Genomic DNA, 19,726 nt, shown 5'->3' with positions numbered 1-19,726 from the left:
CTGTGCTTCGCCTGGCCCATCCCTCGCGCACGATCACGCTAACCGTGTGGAGCAGCACCCACCTGGCCCGCGAGGCCAACCGCGACGCGCTGGTCCTTTCGCCGGACGTCGAGGAGCGGGACGCGCCCGCCTGGGAGCTGTCCGTGGACGGACAACCCCTGGACGACGCGGTCATCCTGTCCGGAAAGGCGCTCGGCGGTCCGCTCCTCGTCGGAACCGAATGGGCCGGCTGCCTCTGGCTGGCGCACGACAGGACCATCCACGCGTTCCCCGAGAACCTCAAGGATGTCCGTTCGAGGACGCTCGACGCCCCCGTCTACGAGGTTCGACTCCTGCCGGCCCAGCGGATCCTCGTCGTCGTGCACGAAATCGGAGTGGTTGCCCTCGCCGATGACGTCACCATCCGCTGGTCGGTATCGACCGACATCATCACCGACATCGACTGGCGCCGGCGCAACGCGCTGATCATCCAGCAGATGGACGGACCGGCACTCCGGATCGACCTCCTCACCGGCCGGGCCGAGACCGATCAGGCCCAGTAGTACTGCGTGCGGGTCCGGGGCGCATCGTGGTGGCCCGAGGCCACCACGACGTGCGGCGGTCAGCTCTGAGGCGGTGCGTACAGCTGAAGGTCGTTGCCCTCGCTGTCCTTGAACGGAACGATCCGCCCCCACGCGTGCTCACTGATCTCGCCGGTGAAGCGCACCCCGGCGTCCCGGAGCCGATCGACCTCCGACTCGAGGGCGCCGTCCGGCCGGAAGCTGATCACCGCGCCTCCGTCCGCGTGCTCGGAGGCCCCCTCCCGGGCGTTCAGACCGATCCGCAGACCATCCGCGTCGAGCTCACTCCACTGCGACTGCTGATCCGTGAGCTCCAGTCCGAGCACGTCGCGGTAGAACTCGACCGCCCGGTCCATGTCATCTACCGGAACCCACACCGACGCGACACCTGTGGCCATGCTGCCCCTCCGCCCTCTTCGTGATCAGAACTCCAGGGCGATACCCCGCCTCGCGGGTTCTAAGGGCGAGAAGTCAGGCGTCCTCGCCGAGCCAGCGGGCCACCGTCGTGGCCAGGTCTTCGGTGGCTTCCGCCAGCAGGCGGGCCCCTTCGTCCGCCGACGCGCCGGCGGGATCGCCGAGGATGCCGTTCGGCGTGACCGGCCGGAGGCCGGCCTCCCTCATCGCGGGCAGCAGGTCGGCCAGCGGCTCGGTGTTGCCCGGCTCGGCGTCGTCGAGACGCACCCGCGCAGCGCCCAGCGCCAGCTGGACCGACGTCTCCGTGCGGCCGGCGTGGGCGTCGCCCTTCCAGCGCGGGGCCCAGGCCAGCGCGTCGCGTCCCTCGCTGCGCAGCCGTCGGACCGCCCGGTTGACCGGGATCGCGTTGCCGCCGTGACCCGACACGAACAGGAGGCGCCGGAAGGTCTCGGTCGCCGACCGGCCCAGCTCCACCAGCACGGTCTCGATCGCGGACGGGCCGATCGAGAGCGTCCCCGGGAACGCCTGGTGCTCCCCCGACGACCCGTACGGCACGGCCGGGGCGACGAGCACGTCGGGTCGCCGGGCGGCGAGCGCACGGGCGAGCGCCACGGCGACGTCGGTGTCGGTCGAGAACGGGAGGTGCGGACCGTGCTGCTCCGTCGACCCGACCGGAATCGCCAGCACGTCGTCGCCGGAGATCTCCGGCCAGGTGCGGTCGGCCAGTTCGCTCATTCCGGTGAGTCTCCCAGGTACCCGTGGTGCCGGAGAAACCCGATCAGCGCGTCGGCGGCGTCCGCCGCCCCGAGCGGCGCCGAGGGCCGTACCGGCCCGGACTCCCCGATCAGCGCCCGCAACCGCTCGTGCGGCCCCCCGCCCGGTACGTGCCTCTTCCGGACGCCCACCCGCGCGCCGCCCGCGACCTTGCCGCCCACCGCGAAACCCCCCACCGCGGAACTCCCCAGCGCGAAACTGCCCGGCGCGAAACCGCCCGGCGCGAAACCGCCCGGCGCGAAACCGCCCGGCGCGAAACCGCCCGGCGCGAAACCGCCCAGGCGATCGGCCAGGGCAGCCAGCAGGGCCGCGGCGTCCGTGGGCAGGGCCAGGTCGGCGCGGCGCATCAGCGCAGCGCCCACGTCCGTGTTCACCGCCACCACGTGCGCCGGCTCGCCGACGTCGTGGAACGGCGCCCCGCTCACCCCCAGGCCGACGTACAGCTCCGGCCCGATCACCACCCCACTCGCCCCGACCAGAGACGACGCATCGAACTGTCCCCCGTCGAACTGCACCGCATCGACCACCGCCCGGGTCGCACCGATCGAGGCCCCGAGCGCCCCGGCCACCGCCCTCAACGGATCCAGCCACCCCGACGCCACGAGCAGCCCACCGCCCGCGCACAGCACGACCCGCGCCGAGGACAACCCGCTCACAGCGACGCCGCCACTCGCTCGCCCTCGCGCACCGCCGCGTCCGCCCGCCGGGGGGCCAGGCAGTCGCCGATCCGGTGCACCGGGAACGGCGCACCGCGCAGCGCGTGCCACAGCGAATCCTCCGGTGCCGGGTGCACCACCGAGACCAGCCAGTCCACGGTCCGCCGCAGCACCGTGCCGGTCGGGTGATGGGCCAGCGTCACGACGTCCCGGTCCATCGCCGCCACCGTCACGTCCGGAGTGCACACGATCCCCAGCGACGCCGCCGCGATCGTCCAGAGCTCCAGGTCGAGAGTCACCCCGAGGTCCTGGCCGACGATCATGCCCGGGGTCGCGATCTCCACCGCGCACCCGCGGGCGGCGAGCAGCTCCGCGACCGACGTCGCCTGGTGGAACCCGAGTTCGTCGTAGACCAGCACGCGTCCGTACGGCGCGACCCGCCCCGACAGCACCTCGGTCACGTCCACGACGCGGGGCGAAACCGCCCAGGAGGGCCGCACCGGCCGCGCGCCGGTGGCGAGCACGACCGCGTCGGGCGAATCGGCATCCAGCAACGCCGGGCCGGCGGCGACCCCGAGACGCACCGCGACGCCCGCCCGCGACACCGCGGAAGCCAGTGAGCGGGCCAGCTCCCCGAACTCCGCCCGGCTCGGCGCCCGAGCCGCCAGCGGCACGACCCCGCCGAGCCGTGACGACCGCTCGTAGAGGGTCACGGCGTGACCTCGCGAAGCCGCGGTCACCGCGGCCTGCAATCCCGCGGGCCCGCCTCCGACCACGCTCACCCGCAACCGTCGCCGGGGCGCCGCCACCGCGACGGACTCGCGTCCGGCCCTGGGGTTGACCACACAGCCGAGCCGGCGGTTGAAACCGACCCGGCCGACGCACTCCTGGTTGCACGACAGACAGGTCCGCGGGTCGTCCGCGGACGCCCACGAGGGGTCCGCGATCTGTGCCCGCACCACGCCGATCAGGTCCGCGACCCCGTCCGACAGCGCCTGCTCGGCCTGCCGCTGATCCTTGAACCGCCCCACGCCGACGACCGGCAGCGACACCGCCGCCCGGATCGCCGCCGGGATGTGCAGCGCGTACCGGGGTGGCACCCGCATGCTCGCCTGGATCAGGAACAACGTCTCGGTGGCCAGCCCGATCGAGGTGTTCAGGTAGTCGACGGCCCCGGTCGCGGCCACTGCCCGGGCGGTGTCCACGGCCGAGTCCAGCGTGATCCCGGCCGCGATCATCTCGTCGCCTCCGAGCCGCACGCCCAGCACGGGCCCGGGCCCGAGCGCCGACCGCACCGCCGCGATCACCTCGAGCAGGAACCGGGACGGGTCCCGGTACTCGTCCGTCCGCCGGTTGGTGGCCCCGGACAGGAACCCCCGGATCAGCGACGAGTGCGACGCCTGCAACTCGACCCCGTCGAACCCACCCTCGAGACACCGCGCGGCCGTCGAGGCGTACCCGTCCACCAGGGACGCGATCTGCCCGGCCGACACCGCGACCGGCACCTCCCGGAACAACGGATCCGCCACCGCCGACGGGGCCAACACCGGCCGGCGCGTATACGTCCCCGACGACTGCCCGCCGTTGTGGTTGAGCTGCGCGAGCACGAACGACCCGGCGTCGTGCACGGCCGAGGTCAGCGCACGGTAACCGGGCAGGACCGCGGGGTCGAACCCCCGGATCATCTTCTCGTAGGGCCGGTCCGACGGATGGACGGTGTGCTCCTCGGTGACGATCAGCCCGGCGCCGCCCCGAGCCCGCGCCGCGTAGTACTCCACGTGCTGCGAAGACACCAGCCCCTCCGACGCGAACGACGTCAGATGAGCCGAGAACACCACCCGGTTGCGGAGCGTCAGCCGGCCCAGCCGCAACGGCGTGTGCAACAGGCTCATCCCGGCCCGGCTCCTCTCAACTACCGAAGACCGACGTCAGCGCAGGGGCGACGTCCCGGTGCGAGTAGATCGGCCGGAGCCGGCCGCGACCGGCGTGAGCCAGATCCCGCCCCAGCTCCAGATCGTGCTCTCCCGGCGGCGTCCCGACGTCGAGCAGCACGTCGAGCCGCGGCAACCGGGCGGCGAACACCCGCGGATCCGGCCCGGCGTTGTGCACGCAGTCCGACAGCAACAGCACCCGGGCGTCGCGGGCCGGTACCCGGGAGAGCTCGCGCGCCGCCAGCTGCAACGGGAACCCGACGTTCGTCAGCCCCCGCGCCGGTACCGACAGCAGCAGATCCAGCAGGTCGGCCGGCCGCGCCGGGCGTCCCAGCGGATGCAGCACCGCGGCGTCCGACCAGAACGCGATCACCGCGAGGTCGTCGTCGGCGAGTTCCCCCGCGACCGCACCGACGGTCGCCGCCGCGGTCCGGATCCGTTCACCCTTCATCGAGCCGGACACGTCCACGACGAGCACCACCGACCGCTTGGTCTGCACCCGCTCGCGCACGATGATCCGCCGGTCGATGCCGGACGCGTCGTCGGCCTCGTCCGGATTGCCGATCAACGCGTCGAGCGTCCGGTCGAGGTCCAGGTCGGCCGAGGAGTCCCGGTAGGGCAGCGACGCCAGGTCGCCGACGCCCCGGTGCGAGCGCCGGTCCCGCCGCGGCCGCCGCAGCGACAACCGCGCCGCGATCTCCCGGGCACGGGCCCGCACGGCCGCGTCAGCAGAACTCTCCGAGGGGTCCAGCACGACCAGCTCGGCCTCCTCCTCGGTCGTCCCCGGCGCCACCGAGCCCGGCAACTGCGGCCCGCGCTTGTCGCGCCTGCCCCGCCCGGTCAGCACCCGGCCCGACCCAGACGACGACCGCGACGGCCGGAACTCCGTCGGTTCCTCCTCGAGCTGCTTCGGCTTGCGCTTCAGCGGCATCCCCCGCCCGGCCCGGTCGGAACGACGCCGGACCGGCGAGTCGGCCTCGACTGCTCTTCAACCGGGCTGCGCCGCGGACGGCTGCAGGATGAACCGGTCCTCCCAGATCTCGGTGAGGACGCGCTCCGGCGTGGTGTCCGCGGCCTCGTCCAAATGGATCCGGCCCGACAACGCGACGAACATCGCGTCCAGAACGAGCAGCGCATACGGGTCGGACGACCCTCGGGTCACCACGTCGGCGACCGAAAGGCCGCGCAGCGTGCCGAGTTGCACCGCGACCAGCGCGAGGTCGATCGCCCCGCGGACGCTGGAGCCCTGCCGCACGTCGGGGTGCTCGCGGGTCGCCCGGGTGACCGCCACCGCGTCGGCGACGAGCGACGCGCCCAGCGAGGAACCGCCCGGAGAAAGCCCGGTCCGGAGCGCGACGATCCCCTCCTCCGCGACCGCGTCCTGGTAGTCGACCGCCAGCCGGCACAGCCGGTCATGGACGCTCGACGACAGCCGGGTCGTGCCCACGTTGTCGTACGGGTTCATCGACGCGATGATCCGGAACGTCGCCAGTGCCTCGATCGTCCCCACCCGGGGAATCGACAGGCGGCGATCGGCCATCGCGGTGAGCAGGGTGTTCAGCGTGTCGTCGGGAGCGCGGTTGAACTCCTCGATGTAGAGGAACCCGCCCTGGCGCATCGCCTCGGACAGCGGGCCGGGGACGAAGTTGTCCTCGCTGTAGTCCTCCTTGAGCACCCGCGCCGGGTTGTGATGACCGACCAGCTTCGCCGGGGTCAGGTCGGCGTTGCCCTCGACGAACAGCAGCGGGATGCCCCATTCGCGGGTGATCGCGGTGAGCATCGTGGTCTTGCTGGTCCCGGGCGGGCCCTCCAGCACGATGTCCCGGCCGGCCGCGACGGCGGCCAGCACGAGGTCGAGCTCACGTTCCCGCCCGACCAGGCGGGCGCCGACTCTTCCCCGGGCGGCGACCACGTCGGGGGCGGTGGTTGTGGTCATTCAGCGCTCTTTCGGTTGAGGGTGGCCGGCCCCGGAGGGCCGGCCCAGCACTCACTTGGTGGTGAAGCCCGCGTCGATCTTCATCTCGAGACCGGTGACGTACCGGGACTCGTCCGAGGCCAGGAACAGCAGCGCGTTGCTGATGTCCACCGGCTCGACCCACGGCACCGGCAACGCGTTCGTCGTCGTGAAGACCTCGGCCGCCTGCTCCTCGGTCGGGTGCTCCACGTCCGGCAGGAACAGCTTGAACGTGGTCTCGTTCAGGACCATGGTCGTCGCCACACTGGTCGGGTGGACGCTGTTGACCCGGACGTTGTACTCGGCCAGCTCCAGCGCGAGCGTCTTCATCAGGCCGACGACGCCGTGCTTGCTCGCGGTGTAGGGCGCCACGTTCGCCAGGCCCTTGATGCCCGCGGTCGAGCTCGTCAGGATGATCGAGCCGCCGGTGCCCTGCGAGATCAGGTGCGGGATCGCGGCCTTGACCGTGTGCCAGACGCCCTTGAGGTTGATGTCGAGGACGTCGTCCCAGTCGGTCTCGCTGACCTCGTGGGTCTTGTCGCTGTGCAGGAAGATGCCCGCGTTGGCGCTGACGATGTCGACGTGACCGAGCTCGGCGACGCCCGCGTCCACCGCGCTCTTCAGCGCGTCGTAGTCGCGCACGTCGACCTTGGTGGCGATGATGCGGCGGTCCAGCGCCTCGACCTGTGTGACGGTCTCGGCGAGGTCGGCCTCGGTGGCGCCCGGGTAAAACCGGGTGACGCTGGGGATGTCCTCGGCGATGTCGATCGCGATGATGTCGGCGCCCTCCTGGGCCAGCCGGAGCGCGTGGCTACGACCCTGACCGCGAGCGGCACCGGTGATGAAAGCGACCTTGCCTTCTACCCGTCCCATGACGGTTCCTCCCGTGACCTCAGTACTGCGTGTTGCCGGCGTCCACGGTCATCGACAGCGCGGTGACGTAGCGGGACTCGTCCGAGGCCAGGAACAACACCGCGTTGCTCTGGTCCACCGGCTGGGTGGTCTCGATCGGCAGGCTGTTCGTCAGCATGCCGCCGAGCTTCGGGTGGGCCTCCAGCAGCGGCCCGAACACCGAAGTCGCGGCCGGGTCACCCATCGCGGTCTCGACGCCGGTCGGGTGCAGGGTGTTGACCCGGATGTTGTACTCGGCCAGCTCGTGGGCCATCGCCTTGCCGAGACCGTTGACGCCGAACTTGCTGGCGACGTACGGCGCGAGGAACGGCAGGCCCTTCAGCCCGGCGGCGGAGCTGGTCATGATGATCGAGCCGCCGCCGTTCGCGACCAGGTGCGGCGCGGCCAGCTGAACCGTGTTCCAGGTGCCGGTCAGGTTGATGTCGAGCGTGTCCTGCCAGACCTCGGGCGTGATCTGGTCCCAGCCGTTGATGATGCAGATCCCGGCGTTGGCCACCACGATGTCGAGTTTCCCGAGCTCGGCGACACCGCCGTCGATCGCGGCCTTGAGCGCGTCGCGGTCGCGGGTGTCGACCTGGGTCGCGATGATCCGGCGGTCGAGCGCCTCGACGAGCTTGACCGTCTCGGCCAGGTCGTCCGGCGTCGCGGCCGGGTAGAGCACGTTGCGGACCGGCCCGCACAGGTCGATCGCGATGATGTCGGCGCCCTCCTCGGCCAGCCGGATCGCATGGCTACGACCCTGACCGCGAGCGGCACCGGTGATGAATGCGACTTTTCCTTCGACACGCCCCATCGCGCGCCTCCTTCTGTATCTGTCCTACCTTGATGTGGATCCACTGCGCGGTAATCGTTGTCACCTGCAGCGCTCAAGTGCGGGGCGCGAGCCCCGCGAGTAACGGTGGCGAGCTGTCGCCCGCGATCTGCCGGGCGGCCCGGCGGCCTTCGAGGACGGCTTCGAGCACGGTCCGCGGCGCCACGCAGTCGCCGGCCCGGGGCGCGTCGACCGCGGCGAACGTCTCGTCGGGCCTGCGGTGACCGCAGTCGACGACCGCGACGCAGGCGACCGTGCGCCGGGCGCCGGTCCAGACGTGTTCGAGGTCCGCCTCGCCCCGGCGGACCGCGACGACCTTCATGCGCAGCTCACGGTGCACACCGAGCGCTTCGAGCCGGAAGTTCGCGTCGGCGAGCTCCGGGGTACGGGCGCCCAGGACCGGGTCCGGCGTGACGACATGGACCTCGCGGCCGCCCGGTCCCCCGGATTCCGTCGCCAAGGCCTCGGCCAGCGCGACCGCGACCGGTCCGCCCACCGGGTCGTCCAGGACGACCGCTCCGGACGGCAGCTCCGCTGCTCCGCTCAGCACATCGAGTACGTCGACCGTTTCCGCGGCGGCCGAAGGCCGCGACCCTGTCGCGAGGATCACCGGACCGTGCAGGTCCGCCGGGGTCACCGTCACGCCGACGCTCATCCGGACGCCGAGCCGCCGGCATTCGGCGGCGTGCCAATCGGACAGCGCCGCGAGCCGTTCGCGGCCCGGGCCGGTGGCCGCGGTGCGCAGCGCGCCGCCGAGCGCGGCCGAACGCTCGACCAGGTGGACGGCGTGACCGAGGAGCGCGAGTTCCCGCGCGGCTTCGAGGCCGGCCGGGCCACCGCCGACGACCAGCACCTCACCCGCCGCGCCCCGGCCAGTGGCGTCGGCGGGAACGTCCGGCTCGTCCGACTCGTGGCCGGCCCGAGGCTCGACGACGCAGCTGACCAGGGGATTTCGGACGTCGCGGACGTGACAGGCCTGGTTGCAGAGCAGGCAGGGCCGCGGGGACCCGCCCGTGCGCACGACCGACACCAGGCGCGGGTCGGCGATCTGCGCCCGGGTCATCTCGACCAGATCCGCGACGCCCTCGTCGAGCGCGTCCTGGGCCATCGCGGGATCCACGATGCTGCCCTGCAGAACGACCAGCGTGCGGCCGGCGACCGCCCGCCGTACGGACGCGCACGTCTCGCGGTTGAAGCCGGGCTCGGTGCGGGCCGTCGGCCGGTAGCGCGACGACGAGTAGTGCCCGGCCCGTACCACCGTCAGCAGGTCGACGGTGCCGGCCAGCACATCGGCCAGCTCGGTGGCGCCCGCCGGGGTGAGGCCCGCCCAGGGGGCGTCCTCGTCGCACGACAGGCGCAGGGCGAGCACCCGGTCCGGGCCGGCGGCGGCCCGGACCGACGTGATCACCTCCCGCAGGAAGCGGGAGCGGTCCGTGCCGTAGGCGTCCGGCCGGAGGTTCGTGAGACCGGAGAGGAACTGACGCAACAGCGAGTGCGGCCCGGCGTTCAACTCGACCCCGGCCAGGCCGGCCTCGGCGGCGTCCCCGGCCGCGCGGCCGAACGCGGCCACGACCGCGTCGATCTGCTCCTGCTCCATGGCGGCCGGCTGCTCGCGGCTCACCACGTCGGCGACCGCGGACGGCGCCCACAGGACGTGCTGCGAGTACGCGCTGGAGCCCTGCAGCCCGGCGTGGCCGAGGCCGGCGAGCACCACAGTGCCGTACGGGCGGCAAGCGCGGGCGATCGTAGCCCAGCCCGCCCGGCACTCGTGCGCGAGCGGTGCCCGTTCGTACGGCCAGTCGTCGGGCGTGACCGACGCGACCTCGGTGACCAGCACCCCGGCCCCTCCGGCAGCTCGTTCGGCGTAGTACGCGCAGGCGCGGTCGCCCAGCGCCCGGCCCCGGGCCAGGTTGGTCTCGTGGGGACCGAACACGACCCGGGACGGGGCTAAGGTGCCGGCGACTGCGACCGGCTCCGTCAGGAGCACGGCCGGATCAGCAGCCGCAGGCGCCGGAGGCGCAGCCCGAACCCGACGACGGCCCTGCCGACGCGAACCCGGAGAGCGGGTTCTCGTCACAGGCCTTGTCGGGTGGTCTCGTCGTCAGCGTGAGCGCCACCGGTCCGGACGTGCGGGCTTTGCGCTCGGTGCGGTGCGAGTGGTCGAGCGACGGCTTCGGCGTGCTCCCGGCCACGACTCCGGCCAGCGCCGATTCCCCGTACCCCTGGACGCACTCCGGGTCCGGCCCGTCCAGCGGCAGCCCGGTGAAGAACTTGGCCGCCATGCATCCGCCCTGGCAGGCGTCGTAGTGCTGGCAGGACTGGCAGGCACCCCCGGTCTGCGGCTGACGCAGCTCCCGGAACAGCTCGGACGTCCGCCAGACCCCGCTGAAGCCGCCCTCGTCCCGCACCGATCCGGCGAGGAAGTCCTCGTGGATCGCGAACGGGCAGGCGTAGACGTCACCCACCGGGTCGATCAGGCAGACGACCCGGCCCGCGCCGCAGAGGTTCAGGCCCGGGAGCGCGTCGCCGAACGCGGCGAGGTGGAAGAACGAGTCACCGGTGAGCACGTCCTCGCCGTGCGCGACCAGCCAGTCGTAGAGCTCACGCTGCTGGTGCCCGAGCAGGTGCAGCTCGTCCCAGACGTCCGCACCCCGGCCGGACGGGCGCAGCCGGGTGAGCCGCAGCTGGGCGCCGTACCTGTCGGCGATCGCCTTAAACTCGTCCAGTTGCCCGACGTTCTGCCGGGTGCAGACGACGCTCAGCTTGAAACCGCGGAAGCCCGCGTCCGACAGGTTCTCCATCGCCCGCACGGCCGTGGCGTAGGAGCCCGGACCCCGGACGTGGTCGTTGACCTCGGCCGTCGCGCCGTCGAGCGAGATCTGCACGTCGACGTAGTCACTCGACGCCAGCCGCGACGCGACCGCGGGCGTGATCTTCACACCGTTGGTGGAGAACTTGACCCCGACCCTGTGCTCGGTCGCGTAGTCGACGAGCTCCCAGAAATCGGGCCGGACGGTGGGCTCGCCACCGCCGATGTTCACGTAGAAGACCTGCATGCGCTCGAGCTCGTCGATGACCGCCTTCGCCTCGGCCGTGGTCAGCTCACGCGGGTCACGGCGTCCGGAGCTGGAGAGGCAGTGGACGCAGGACAGGTTGCACGCGTACGTCAGTTCCCAGGTCAGGCAGATCGGGGCGTCGAGACCGAGCTTGAAGTGATCGATCAGACGGGTGGCGGTGGGAGCGGTCATGAGGACGCCTCCGAAGTCCGGGCGATGATCATGTCGGTGGACGCCAGCGTGGCCAGCGCACGCGCCAGCCGCCGCTGCTGCGGCACGTCGGCGCCGCTCGCAGCGAGCGCGGCGCGGGCGGACGGATGGTCCGACAGAGTGGTGACCACCCCGAGCAGGGTCGGGTCCTTCAGGAAGGAGAGCCGACGCGTGCCGAAGTGGTAGAGCAGGGCTCCGAACGGCTCCGGCCGGACCGCGACCTGGGGGTGTACGTCCCAGGCGCGATCCAGGTCGAAGCTGCTCAGAACCGCGGGGCTGTCCGGAACCGCGGTCATGATCGGCGCCTCAGTAGACGCCGCACATCCCGTCGATTGAGACGTCCTCGACCAGCAGGTCCTCCTCGACCAGATCGACCTCGACGGTCTCGGCAGCATCTGCGGCCGCCGTGTTCTCCAGAGCCTCGACAGGCATGAAAAGCTCCTTTGCGCTGATTGGGAGCTCGCCGTGGGGACGGCGGGCGTCACTCAGGAACAGCGGTAACACTAATGACACTCGATGCAGAAAGGAAGAGCGGATGACGAACGGGCCCAGTCCGCCCCCGGTACGGATGGGTCGGCCACCAGCGACGTCTCACGACGAGTTGGAACAAATCGGACTGGAGCTGTTCACCACCCGGGGCTTCGACGAAACGACGATCGACGAGATCGCGGCCGCCGCGGGCATCAGCCGTCGCACGTTCTTCCGGTACTACACGTCCAAGAACGATCTCGTCTGGGGCGATTTCGACGCCGAGCTGGCGCGGCTGCGCGAGCGGCTGGCCGCGACGCCGCCGGACGTCCCGATGATGGCCGCGGTCCGCGAGGCGGTCGTCGCGTTCAACCGGGTCGACACCGACCACGTGGCGCTGCACCGGCGGCGGATGGCCCTGATCATCGGCGTGCCGACGCTGATCGCGTACTCGACGCTGCGATTCGCCGGGTGGCGGGGGGTGATCGCGGAGTTCGTGGCCCTGCGCGTCGACCGGCCGGTCACCGATCTGCTCCCGCAGTTGGTCGCGCACGCCGCGCTGGGCTGCTCGCTCGCCGCCTACACGGAGTGGCTGGCCCGCGAGGACGCCGATCTGGAAGCGCTCCTCGACGAGGCCATCGGAGAGCTGGCCTCCGGCTTCACGGGGCACGAAGCGCCCAGCAGGCCGCAGTGACGGCGCGTGCCGCACGACCCGGCAGGCCGCGGTGAGGGCGGGTGCCGCACGACCCGGCAGGCCGCGGTGAGGGCGGGTGCCGCGCGGCCCGGCGGGCCGCGGTGAGGGCGGGCGCCGCACGACCGGACGCGGCCCGATGACGGCGAGCGTGGCGCTCCCGCCGGCCGGAATCCGGCTGGCCCTCGACCGCGCGCTGCGGATCAGCCCCGACGGGCGGACACTGCTCGGCGGCTCCCCCGGCCGGCTGCTGCGGGTCGCGGCCGCCGGCGCGCCCCTCCTCCGGGCGTGGGGCGACGGTACGCCGGTCGGCGCGTCCGCCTCGCACCGGAAGCTGGCGCGGCGGTTGCTCGACGCCGGGATGGTGCACCCGGTCTGGGAGCCCGCCGCCGGGGTCGCCGACGTCACGGTCGTCGTCCCGACGTACGCCCGGCCGGCCGAACTCGCCCGCTGCCTGGAGGCGATCCGCCGGACCGCGCCCGAGGCACCCGTCGTCGTGGTCGACGACGGGTCTCCGGCGGACACGACGATCCCGGACGTCGCCGCGCGGTTCGGTGCCCGGCTGGTGTCGCACCCGCACAACCTCGGGCCGTCCGCGGCCCGCAACACCGGGCTGGCCGCCGTCGACACGCCGTACGCCGCGCTGGTCGACTCCGATGTGGTCGTTCCGGACGGCTGGCTGCACGCACTGCGTCCGTACTTCGCGGACGAGAAGGTGGCGGCGGTCGCACCCCGCGTCACCGGCCACGGCGACGGCGACGGCTGGCTCGGTGGGTACGAGGCCGCGCACTCGCCGCTCGACATGGGACCGTCGGCGGGCCTGGTGCGGGCCGGCGCGCTCGTGCCCTACGTCCCGACCGCGACGCTGCTGGTCCGTCTCTCCGCGATCCGGGCCATCGGGGGCGCGTTCGACGTGGAGCTCCCGATCGGCGAGGACGTCGACTTCGAATGGCGCCTGGCCGACGCGGGCTGGAACGTGCACTACGTCCCGTCGGTGACGATCGGCCACGAGCACCGGACGCGCCTGCGCCCGTTCGTCGCCCGGCGGCGGCTCTACGCCCGCTCGATCGGCCTGCTCGAGCGTCGTCACCCCGGAGCACTTCCGGCCGCGCGGGTCAGCCCGGCGCTGGCCGCGGCGGTGGCGCTGCTGGCTGTCCGGCGCCCGGCCGCGGCCGCGACGGCGGTCGCGGTGGGCGTCGGGCTGCTCGCCCGGCAACTCGAGCCGGTGGTGCCGGACGCCGTGCCCGAGGCCGCGCGGCTCGTCGCCACCGGCCTCCCGGCCACCGCGATGGGCCTGGCCCGGGCCACCGGCCGCGTCTGGTGGCCGCTGCTGCTCCCGGCGGCGGTAGCGGTCCCGAAACTACGGGCACCGCTGGCCGCCGCCCTGGCCGCGCCGATCCTCACCGACTGGTGGCGGTCCGGGCGCCACCCCCGCCTCGACCGCTACCTGGCCGCCCGAATCCTCGACGACGTGGTCAGCACCGCGGGCACCTGGGAAGGCGCGGTGCGGGCCGGCACCCCGGGCCCGCTACTCCCCGCCACCACCCGCCGCCGATCTCGGCTCTGACCCGGAGCCCGCCCACCTAGGAACCCCAGACGTCGTGGGCTACTTCGGCGATCAGGCGGAGCTTGGCCCACTGTTCGGCGGCGGACAGCGCATTGCCCTCCACGGTGGACGAGAAACCGCACTGCGGCGACAGGCAGATCTGGTCGAGCGGCACGAACTTGCTCGCCTCGTCGAGCCGGCGCTTCAGGTCGTCCTTGCTCTCCAGCACGCCGCTCTTCGTCGTCACGAGCCCGAGCACGACCTGCTTGCCCGGCGGCACGAACCGCAGCGGCGAGAAGTCGCCCGACCGCTCGTCGTCGTACTCGAGGAAGAACCCGTCGACGTCGAGCTGCGTGAACAGCGCCTCGGCGACGAAGTCGTAGCCGCCCTCGGCCGCCCACGACGACCGGAAGTTGCCCCGGCACATGTGCGTCGTCACCGACAGCCCGGGCGGACGCCCGGCCAGCGACGCGTTGATCTGTGCGATGTACCGCTCGTGCTGGTGGTCGGGGTCGCCACCCTGGGCGGCCACCAGCTCGCGCTGCGCCGGGTCGTTGAGATAGGCCAGGCTGGTGTCGTCCAGCTGCAGGTAGGTGCACCCCAGCGCGGCGATCTGGTGGACTTGGGACGCGTAGGCCGCGGACAGGTCGGCCCAGAACTGGTCGAGGTCGGGGTAGACGTCCGGATCGATCGCGGCCCTGCCACCGCGGTAGTGGACCATGCTCGGCGACGGGATCGTCAGCTTCGGCGTCGCGGTGGTGACCTGGTCCTTCAAGAACGAGAAGTCGTCGGCGAAGATCGGCGAGTCCAGCGTGATCGGCCCGTCGACACGCAGGGCGGCCGACGTGAACTCGAGGCCACCCTGCGCGTTGCGGAACTTGACCGTCAACTGCTCGTCGGCACGGTGGATACCGCCGAGGCGGTAGATGAAGTCCATGTGCCAGGACGTCCGGCGGAATTCGCCGTCGGTCGCCGTCCGGAGTCCGGTGTTCTCCTGCTCACGGACGACGGTCCGGATCGCGTCGTCCTCGATCCCGCGCAACTCGTCGGCGGGGATGCGTCCGGCCGCGAAATCGGCGCGGGCGGCAAGTAGTTCCGGGGGCCGCAGCAGGCTCCCGACATGATCGGCACGGAACGGCGGGGTCACTCGGGCAGCCATGCGTCGGTCCCCTTCATCGCTGAAGACGGGTAACTGCGCCCGAGTATGCCCCGGCGTTACCGGGGTGCGCCGATGTTCACCAGCCACGGGACGCCGAACTTGTCGGTGAGCGCGCCGAACTCGTCGCCCCACATCTGCTTCTCCAGCGGCGTCTGCACGGTGCCGCCCTCGGCGAGCCCGGCGAAGTAGCCCCGGAGCTCCTCGGCGTCGTCGCCGCTGAGGCTGACCGTGAAGTTGTCGCCCGGGTGGTACGACATGCCGGGCGGCGTGTCCGAGCCCATCAGCGTGTAGCCGGCGGGCGTCTCGAGCTGGCCGTGCATGATCTGGTCGGCGTCGGCACCGGCGGCGCCGCCGAACTGACCGAACGTCATCAGGTTCAGCTCGCCGCCCAGGACGGATCGGTAGAACTCCATCGCCTCCCGGGCGTTACCACGGAAGCTCAGGTACGGGTTGAGGCGTGAGGCCATGGGAACACTCCCTCATCGTCGTGACGGGTGTGGTCAGTGTAGTGAGGCCCGTCACACACCGCTGTCCTGACGGACAGCGTCCGCCGCCGCGGCGAGCTCCTCCCCGTAGGCCGGATCCAGCGGATAGTCCAGGTGCCAGCGGATCGGGGGGTAGGCCACCTCGTGCTCGTCGGGGAAGAACCGCAGCGGATCCGCCAACGCTCCGTGACGCTCGACCGCGGCGATCGGGCCGCCGATCGGGTCGGTCTCCCGCCACAGGTTGCGCCAGCGCGGCAACCGCCCGGCCAGCGCCTCGAGCTCGGCGGCGTCGAAGTACGCCGGGAAGAAACGCCCGTAGAGCCGCTGCAGCGGGGACCCGTGGGTCAGCAGCGCCACCCGCTCGGCCTGCGCCGCCGGCAGCTTCAGCAGCGTCGCGGCCGCGAGCACGCTGCCCTGGGAGTGGCCGGACACGACCACGCCGTGCCCCTGCTCGGTCAGCTTGCTGATGCGGGCGACCAGCTCCGGCACGCAGCGCTCGCCGTAGCAGGGCGGCCCGAGCGGGTGCGCGGCCCGCGGCCAGAACGTGCCCAGGTCCCACAGGACGCCGACGACCTTGCGCAGCGCCAGGTTGCGGTAGGCCTGCGACAGCAGCCAGACCAGGCCGAGCGCGGTCGCGCCGACCACCCACGAGCCCGCGTTGTAGAGCAGGTTCACCGCGCCCGGCACCGGGTTGACGTACTGCACCGAGTAGGTCGCCGGGGTCGGCGGAGTAGCCCAGTGGGTCAGCGTCGTCACGACTCCGTAGATCCCGAGCAGCACCAGCGGCAGGATCAGCAGCGCGAGATAGCGGCCCGCGCTGTCGGTCAGGTCGGCGATCGCCCGCATCCGGACGATCTTCTTCGCCTGCGCCCGGGCCCGGCTCGAGATCGCCGGCACCGGACCACTGCCGGGAGTCTCGTCCGTCGTCGCCGTCACCTGGTACTCGTCCAGCACCCCGCGCCAGTTGCGGCGGACCGACCACGTGACCCGAACCAGCAGGAACAGGCCGAGCAGCGCGACCAGGAGCACCTCCAGGCCGAACGCCACCGCCGACCAGGAGACGACGGCCGGAGGCCGGGCCAGCAGCGTGCCGGAGCCGTCCCGGGTGGAGCCGAGCCAGTCCGAGATCCGGGTCAGCAGCGCGGCCGAGTACGCCACGCCGGAGAACGTCCCGACCGCGGCGAACACCGGTGCGACGAACCCGCGCAGCATCTGCCCGCGGCTCGCACGCCCGGTCAGGATCGCGGCGACGAACAACGCCCCGATCAAGACGAGCTGGGCCGCCACCCAGAGCATCAGCAGCGTGCCGAAGCCCGGGAGCCGGTGGCCGGCGCCCGGCCACTCGTGCGGCGCCAGCACGTAGACCACGGACGCAGCGAGCACCGCGAACGACGCCGACCGCAGCACGCCGACGCCCGGGAAACCCCGGGTGCTGCCCTGCACCGCGGTCGCCACGACCAGCAACCCCAGCACCACCAGCACGGCACCGAAAACCGCCGCACCCCAGCCCGGCGAAGCGTCCACCGTGAAAGCCGGAACGGTCAGCATCAGCGCGACCGTCACCACACCGAGGGAGACGTGCAGCGTCCGCAGGCGCCCGACCTGGAACTCGCCCTCCCAGAAGCCGGGCGCGGACAGGCCACTGTCGCCCTCGGCGACGTCGACGCGGAAGCGGACGCTCTCGTACGCCACCCAGCTGCGGCGGGCCAGGTACCAGAGCACGCCGAGCACGATCAGCGGGACGATCGCGGTCAGGGCCAGCCGGCGCCCGGCGGGGTGCGCCCAGCTGTCGGGGCGGGACAGGAACTCCAGCACCGACCAGCGGCTGCCGCACTCCGCCCGCCCGGCGCACTGCCAGCCGATCATGTCGGTGGCGACGCCACCCGCGGCCAGCAGGAAGAGGCCGGTCAGAGATAACGCGAGCAGGCGCGCGGCCCCCTCGTGCAGGGCCTTGCCCGCCCGGCCGAGCCGGTCGGCCGGGCCCGCCGAGCGCATCCAGCAGGCCGCGTTGACGAGCGTGAACGGCACCAGCAGGATCCAGGCGGCGCGGCTCGCGGTGGCCGAGTTGAGGCCACCCCAGCAGTAGGCCTCCTGCACCACGCCGGCCCGGGCCGCCGCGCTGCTCTCGCTCACGACGTCGAGGTTCTCGCTCGGCAGGGGTCCTTTGTGGCGGTAGAAGCCGACGGTCCCGTCACCGGACACTCTGGCCGGTGACGGGTCGTCGAGCTGTTCGTTCGGCGTGGCTCCGCCGACCCCGTGGACGAGTAATTCCACAACCTTCGGCTCCGGCACGCCGGACAGAGTAGGCCTGCCGCGCGGGCGTCGCTATCGCGAGGCCCCGCAGCACCGCACGGGCCGGACCCGGCCTAGTAGCGGAAGCGTCCGACCAGCGCCCGGAGGTCGGTCGACATCGCACTGAGGCGGTCGGCGGCCTGGCGGGCGTCACCGGCGTTGCCGGACGTCCGCGAGGTCGCTCCGGCGACACCGGAGATGTTCGCGGCGATCTGCGAGGAGCTCTGTGCGGCTTCGCTGATGCTCCGGTTCATCTCGTTGGTCGTCGCGGTCTGCTCCTCGACCGCGGACGCGATCGTCATCTGGTAGTCGTTGATCTGCGCGATGATCCCGGAGATCTCCTCGATCGCGGAGACCGCGGAGTCGGTGTCGGCCTGGATCGCCTCGACCCGCTTCGAGATGTCCTCGGTCGCCTTCGCCGTCTCCTGGGCGAGATCCTTGACCTCGTTCGCGACGACCGCGAAGCCCTTACCCGCCTCGCCCGCCCGCGCGGCCTCGATCGTGGCGTTCAGCGCCAGCAGGTTCGTCTGCTCGGCGATGCTCGTGATCACCTTGACCACGTTGCCGATCTCGATCGACGATTCGCCCAGCTTCGCGACGGTCGCGTTCGTCGTCGCGGCGGCGTCCACCGCACGCGAGGCGACACCGGCCGCGTCGTTGGCCGACTGCGAGATCTCCCGGATCGCCGATCCCATCTCCTCGGACCCGGCGGCGACCGTCTGGACGTTGCGGGAGACCTCCTCCGAGGCCTCCGAAACCACACCGGCCTGCGAGGACGCGTCCTCCGCGCTGTTCGCGATCTGCTGACTGACCGAAGAGAGCTCGTCCGCGCTGGCGGCCAGCGTGTCGGCGCTGAGCGAGAGCGCGCTGATCGTCTCCCGCACGCTCTGCTGCGCGCGGCCGAGCGCGTTCGCCATCTGGCCGACCTCGTCCTTGGAGCTGACGTCGGCCGACGTCGTCAGGTCCCCGCCGGCCATCGCCTCCAGCGTGCGGGAGACCCGCCGCAGCGGCGTCACGATCAACTGCGTGATGACGACGCTGAGCGCGCCTGCGATCAGCAGTCCGACGACGAGCAGCACGATGACGGTGGTCCGGGCGTTCTCGTACGCGTCGGTGGCCCGCTGGGCGCTCTGCTTCGCGAGGCCGGTGTCGGTGGCTTCCAGTGCGTCGAGCGTGTCGGCGGCCTTGCCCACCAGCGTCTGCGAGGTGCCGGTCACCGCCTTGTCGAACCCGGCCGCGTCGTTGGCCCGGCTCAGCGGCAGCAGCGTGCTGTCCCGGTAGGCCTGCCAATCCGACCAGGCGGCCTTGAAGACGTTCCAGGTCGCCATGTCTTCGGGGCCGAGCGCCTCGTACTTCTGCTCCCACAGGGCGAGCTCGGCGTCGCTGTCCTTGATCTTGCCTTCCCACTTCTCCTGGGCGGCCCGGCTCTGCGCGTTGGCATGCCCGTTGACCAGCATCCGGGTCTTGATCTCTTCCTGGTGGACCCGGCCGAGCGCGACCAGCGACTGCACGTTCTCTTTGTAGAGGTACTGCGAGTCCTTGTTCGTTTCGCTCAGGGATTTCAGTCCGACCGCACCTACCGCGATCGCCACCACCGCGAGGACGCCGAGGGCCAGCACGAGTTTGACCTTGACCGAGCGGTCAGCAAGCCACCGGACCAGGACGTTGCGCCGCGCCACCGCGTTCGCGCCGGACGCCCCGGTAGTCGGGTAACTCGTCATGCCGCGCCTCATTTCCACCCTGGGCACAACCCGCTTGACACCTTTGTCGGCTCAATCGGGCGCCCAGGGCGGAACCTGAGAGAAGT

At 72.1% G+C, this 19,726-nt stretch carries 19 protein-coding genes; 3 read left to right on the top strand and 16 right to left on the bottom strand.

Going from position 1 to position 19,726, the window contains the following annotated elements; all coding sequences use genetic code 11:
* The first annotated feature begins 44 nt into the window (after positions 1-44).
* The gene (locus tag ACIBZJ_RS19770; protein ID WP_395931501.1) at positions 45-542 is read left to right on the top strand and encodes a hypothetical protein; all 498 of its coding nucleotides are present in this window, start codon (positions 45-47) and stop codon (positions 540-542) included.
* A 59-nt stretch (positions 543-601) separates the two neighbouring features.
* Here ACIBZJ_RS19770 and ACIBZJ_RS19765 read toward each other — a convergent pair whose 3' ends face one another.
* The 12 genes from ACIBZJ_RS19765 to mftA all read right to left on the bottom strand — a co-directional run bounded on the left by ACIBZJ_RS19765 (position 602) and on the right by mftA (position 11,710).
* The gene (locus ACIBZJ_RS19765) at positions 602-958 is read right to left on the bottom strand and encodes a VOC family protein (RefSeq protein WP_395931499.1); all 357 of its coding nucleotides are present in this window, start codon (positions 956-958) and stop codon (positions 602-604) included.
* Between the two features lie 73 nt (positions 959-1,031).
* The gene (gene mftE, locus ACIBZJ_RS19760; RefSeq protein WP_395931497.1) at positions 1,032-1,709 is read right to left on the bottom strand and encodes a mycofactocin biosynthesis peptidyl-dipeptidase MftE; all 678 of its coding nucleotides are present in this window, start codon (positions 1,707-1,709) and stop codon (positions 1,032-1,034) included.
* On the bottom strand, positions 1,706-2,404 hold the full coding sequence (locus tag ACIBZJ_RS19755; protein WP_395931495.1) for an FAD-binding protein: 699 nt from the start codon (positions 2,402-2,404) through the stop codon (positions 1,706-1,708). The genes mftE and ACIBZJ_RS19755 overlap by 4 nt, the downstream gene beginning before the upstream one ends.
* Complete coding sequence (locus ACIBZJ_RS19750) at positions 2,401-4,296, bottom strand: mycofactocin system FadH/OYE family oxidoreductase 2 (protein ID WP_395931493.1); 1,896 nt, start codon at positions 4,294-4,296, stop codon at positions 2,401-2,403. Before ACIBZJ_RS19750 ends, ACIBZJ_RS19755 begins: the two co-directional genes overlap by 4 nt.
* 16 nt (positions 4,297-4,312) lie before the next feature.
* Complete coding sequence (locus ACIBZJ_RS19745) at positions 4,313-5,266, bottom strand: VWA domain-containing protein (RefSeq protein WP_395931491.1); 954 nt, start codon at positions 5,264-5,266, stop codon at positions 4,313-4,315.
* A gap of 57 nt (positions 5,267-5,323) precedes the next feature.
* Positions 5,324-6,271, bottom strand: a complete 948-nt coding sequence (locus ACIBZJ_RS19740; protein WP_395931489.1) for an AAA family ATPase — start codon at positions 6,269-6,271, stop codon at positions 5,324-5,326.
* Between the two features lie 51 nt (positions 6,272-6,322).
* Positions 6,323-7,162: a mycofactocin-coupled SDR family oxidoreductase gene (locus ACIBZJ_RS19735; protein WP_395931487.1), complete on the bottom strand. Its 840-nt coding sequence runs from the start codon at positions 7,160-7,162 to the stop codon at positions 6,323-6,325.
* Positions 7,163-7,181: 19 nt separating this feature from the next.
* Positions 7,182-7,994, bottom strand: coding sequence for a mycofactocin-coupled SDR family oxidoreductase (locus tag ACIBZJ_RS19730; protein WP_395931485.1), 813 nt, complete (start codon positions 7,992-7,994; stop codon positions 7,182-7,184).
* Between the two features lie 73 nt (positions 7,995-8,067).
* Complete coding sequence (locus ACIBZJ_RS19725; RefSeq protein WP_395931483.1) at positions 8,068-9,999, bottom strand: mycofactocin system FadH/OYE family oxidoreductase 1; 1,932 nt, start codon at positions 9,997-9,999, stop codon at positions 8,068-8,070.
* Positions 10,000-10,006: 7 nt separating this feature from the next.
* The gene (gene mftC, locus ACIBZJ_RS19720; protein WP_395931481.1) at positions 10,007-11,260 is read right to left on the bottom strand and encodes a mycofactocin radical SAM maturase; all 1,254 of its coding nucleotides are present in this window, start codon (positions 11,258-11,260) and stop codon (positions 10,007-10,009) included.
* Positions 11,257-11,574: a mycofactocin biosynthesis chaperone MftB gene (mftB, locus tag ACIBZJ_RS19715; RefSeq protein WP_395931479.1), complete on the bottom strand. Its 318-nt coding sequence runs from the start codon at positions 11,572-11,574 to the stop codon at positions 11,257-11,259. Before mftB ends, mftC begins: the two co-directional genes overlap by 4 nt.
* A 10-nt stretch (positions 11,575-11,584) precedes the next feature.
* Entirely contained in the window at positions 11,585-11,710 is a 126-nt protein-coding gene (gene mftA / locus ACIBZJ_RS19710) for a mycofactocin precursor MftA (RefSeq protein WP_395931477.1), read from the bottom strand.
* A 103-nt stretch (positions 11,711-11,813) separates the two neighbouring features.
* Between mftA and mftR the strand changes: the two genes are divergently transcribed.
* Together mftR and mftF are read left to right on the top strand one after the other, a co-directional pair.
* On the top strand, positions 11,814-12,440 hold the full coding sequence (gene mftR / locus ACIBZJ_RS19705; RefSeq protein ID WP_395931475.1) for a mycofactocin system transcriptional regulator: 627 nt from the start codon (positions 11,814-11,816) through the stop codon (positions 12,438-12,440).
* 136 nt (positions 12,441-12,576) lie between these two features.
* Positions 12,577-14,004 (top strand): mycofactocin biosynthesis glycosyltransferase MftF, encoded by a 1,428-nt coding sequence (gene mftF / locus ACIBZJ_RS19700; RefSeq protein ID WP_395931472.1) that lies wholly within the window; start codon positions 12,577-12,579, stop codon positions 14,002-14,004.
* A 16-nt stretch (positions 14,005-14,020) separates the two neighbouring features.
* Here mftF and ACIBZJ_RS19695 read toward each other — a convergent pair whose 3' ends face one another.
* The 4 genes from ACIBZJ_RS19695 to ACIBZJ_RS19680 all read right to left on the bottom strand — a co-directional run bounded on the left by ACIBZJ_RS19695 (position 14,021) and on the right by ACIBZJ_RS19680 (position 19,640).
* On the bottom strand, positions 14,021-15,142 hold the full coding sequence (locus ACIBZJ_RS19695; protein ID WP_395931470.1) for a 5-methyltetrahydropteroyltriglutamate--homocysteine S-methyltransferase: 1,122 nt from the start codon (positions 15,140-15,142) through the stop codon (positions 14,021-14,023).
* A gap of 56 nt (positions 15,143-15,198) precedes the next feature.
* Entirely contained in the window at positions 15,199-15,609 is a 411-nt protein-coding gene (locus ACIBZJ_RS19690) for a VOC family protein (protein WP_395931468.1), read from the bottom strand.
* 51 nt (positions 15,610-15,660) lie between these two features.
* On the bottom strand, positions 15,661-17,919 hold the full coding sequence (locus ACIBZJ_RS19685; protein WP_395931466.1) for a hypothetical protein: 2,259 nt from the start codon (positions 17,917-17,919) through the stop codon (positions 15,661-15,663).
* 74 nt (positions 17,920-17,993) lie between these two features.
* A complete protein-coding gene (locus ACIBZJ_RS19680; protein ID WP_395931464.1) occupies positions 17,994-19,640 on the bottom strand; it encodes a methyl-accepting chemotaxis protein in 1,647 nt (548 codons plus the stop codon).
* Between the last annotated feature and the right edge of the window lie 86 nt (positions 19,641-19,726).

Source organism: Cryptosporangium sp. NPDC051539, assembly GCF_044454545.1.
GTDB lineage: Bacteria > Actinomycetota > Actinomycetes > Mycobacteriales > Cryptosporangiaceae > Cryptosporangium.
The sequence above is the reverse complement of the archived record's forward strand: the minus strand, read 5'-3'. Positions and strand labels throughout refer to the sequence as shown.